This is a genomic window from Streptomyces purpurogeneiscleroticus, from assembly GCF_020024005.1.
GTDB lineage: Bacteria > Actinomycetota > Actinomycetes > Streptomycetales > Streptomycetaceae > Streptomyces > Streptomyces purpurogeneiscleroticus.
In genome coordinates this window covers 1-2,507 of sequence record NZ_NHSG01000430.1, presented here as the reverse complement: position 1 = coordinate 2,507, position 2,507 = coordinate 1, and the positions used below count along the sequence as shown (strand labels likewise).

Genomic DNA, 2,507 nt, shown 5'->3' with positions numbered 1-2,507 from the left:
TGCCGGGGGCCGTTTCCGGGGCGTCGGCCGGGGCGGCGGCGTGTCCGGTGCCCGTAGGCGCGTCCCCGTCGCATTCGTTGGCCGTCTCGTCACCCTCTGTGACCGAAGGCAGTGTCGCTCCGGGCGCGCGGCTCGTGCCGTCGGAGTGTCCGCTCACTGCTCGCTCCCGCTTGGCGCTGGTCCGGTGGGTCGGTCTCGGGAAGGGGGGAATCCGCGGTGTAAGTGTGGCGATCATAGAGGTTTCCCGGACGGCCTAGCCAGCAACACCACCGCGACGATCGGCATCGATGACGGATGTTTGATGGTTTCTGTGCGCGTCTGTTCGACGGCCGGTCCTGACCGATCGATTGTGACGTTCCGTGATCACGGAGCGGGATGCGGCTGTCACTCAACTGGCCCCATGGAACAGGACGAACCCCCATGAACCATCACAGGGTGGATGGGGTGTTTCGAATCCCTTCCGGGAGGTCGATGTGGAGTACTCCCAGACACCCCAGGGGGTGGACCGCGGACGGCTGCGGCGGTTCGCCGCGATCGCCACCTCGCTGATCGCCCTGGTCGCCACCTCCCTCGTCGCCGCCCCCGCGACCGCCTCCGAAGCCACGCCCTCCTGCGCCCTGCCCCGCACCGACGTCCACCACTCCGAGGGCCTGGACTCCTGGAACGGCACCTACGCGCGCCCCCTGCGCACCCTCGACGCCGTCATGGTCTTCCTGTCCTTCCCCGACGCCCGGCCGCGGGTCGCCCCCCGCCGCCTCGCCACCGAGTACTTCCCCGCCACCACCCGCTTCTTCGACACGGCCTCGTACGGCAGGTTCCGGCTGCGCCCGCACGTCCAGCGGCACTGGGTGAAGATGCCGCGCACGTCCACCGCGTACGGGATACAGCGCGACTGGGACGCCGCGGGGCGCAGCGCGTACCTCGACGACGCGGTCGCGGCGGCCGACGCGGAGGTCGACTTCGGCCGGTACGACATGGTCTACCTGGTCGCCGACCCGGACGCGCCCGGCGTCAACTCCGACGCGACCAAGGTCGTCAACCTCGACCAGCCGCTGACGGCCGACGGCGCCCCGCTGCACCGCTTCGTCACGGTCTTCGAGAACAATCCGCCCGACCACAACGTCCTCGCCCACGAGACCGGCCACGTCTTCGACCTGCCGGACCTCTACCACCGGCCGGCCGACGGCATGGGCGACTGGGACACGTACGTGGGGGACTGGGACCTCATGGGCAGCCAGTTCGGGATGGCTCCCGAGCCCTTCGCCTGGCACAAGTGGAAGCTCGGCTGGCTCTCCGACCGCCAGGTCGACTGCGTCCCCGGGAACGGGAGCACGGTGCGCACGCTGCACCCCCTCTCCGCGCCCGTGCGCCCCGGTGACGGGCAGCGGTCGCGGCTGCTCGTCGCCCGGACGGGGGAGGACGACGCGATCGCCGTGGAGGCGCGGAACGCGGCCGGCAACGACCGCGGCATCTGCCGCGAAGGCGTGCTCGTCTACCGCATCCGCAGCGCCACGCCCTCCAGCGAGGGCCCGGTGCAGGTGGTCGACGGCCACCCGCGCACCTCGGCCTGCTGGGGCGCCTCGGTCCACCCGCCGCTCGCGGACGCCCCGCTGGGCGTCGGCGAGAGCGTGGACGCGGGGGACGGCGTACGGGTGGCGGTGACGGGCCGGACGGTGGCGGGCGACTGGACGGTCAGAGTCACGCGCAGGTGAGCCGGTGGGCCTTGTGGCCCGCCGCCCCGGCATACGACGAAGGCCCTCACCGGAGTGAGGGCCTTCGTGTGTCTGTGCGCCGCCAGGGACTCGAACCCCGGACCCGCTGATTAAGAGTCAGCTGCTCTAACCAACTGAGCTAGCGGCGCCTGCTGACGTGGAAACCTTAGCACCCTGATCGGGGAGGGCAAAAATCGATTCGTCGCTGATGATCGGCTCGGCGCGGGCACTCAGGGGGGCGGGCACTCAGGGTCGGGCGCCGGCGCCCGTCGTGGCCGGGCGTACGGCGTCGGGCGCGGCGGGGCTCTCCGAGGGGGCCGTACGGGCCGCTCGTACGCATGCCCACAGCAGTACGTCCGGGCCGGGCAGCCAGGGGTTCCGCACGTCGGGCGCGACCAGCCAGCGGGAGGACGGCGGCGGGGCGTCCGGCGCGGCCCGTCCGGGGTGCAGCGGCGGGATGCTCACCGCGTCCCCCGCGCCGTGGCACAGCAGCGGCGGCACCGACCGCGCCCACTCCTCCCAGGAGAGCAGCGCGGGCAGCCGCTGGGCGGTGCCGCGCGCGGCGAACAGCAGCAGGCGTCCGCGGTGCATCGCGACGGGCCCGGAGCCGGGGCCCGCGGCCCATAAGCAGTCGGCCATCCGGCGGCCGAAGAGGGCAGGGGCGTTGATCACGTCGAAGACGGTGCCGCAGGGCAGCACGCTCGGTGCCGTGGGATGGGTGGCCCACAGGTGGTGCACCCGGCGGGGGTGCGGGCTCGCCGAGGCGAGCCAGTCGGCTCCTGCGAGGGTGACGAA

At 72.7% G+C, this 2,507-nt stretch carries 2 protein-coding genes and 1 tRNA gene; 1 reads left to right on the top strand and 2 read right to left on the bottom strand.

Annotated features, from left to right (window positions below; all coding sequences use genetic code 11):
* Positions 1-473 precede the first annotated feature (473 nt).
* A complete protein-coding gene (locus CCS38_RS31770) occupies positions 474-1,712 on the top strand; it encodes a M6 family metalloprotease domain-containing protein (RefSeq protein WP_223736783.1) in 1,239 nt (412 codons plus the stop codon).
* A 75-nt stretch (positions 1,713-1,787) separates the two neighbouring features.
* Here the strand turns inward: CCS38_RS31770 and CCS38_RS31765 are convergent.
* Both CCS38_RS31765 and CCS38_RS31760 read right to left on the bottom strand, forming a co-directional pair.
* A tRNA-Lys gene (locus CCS38_RS31765) sits at positions 1,788-1,861 on the bottom strand.
* 97 nt (positions 1,862-1,958) lie between these two features.
* On the bottom strand, positions 1,959-2,507 hold a 549-nt coding region (locus CCS38_RS31760; RefSeq protein WP_223736782.1), incomplete at its 5' end, for a bifunctional DNA primase/polymerase.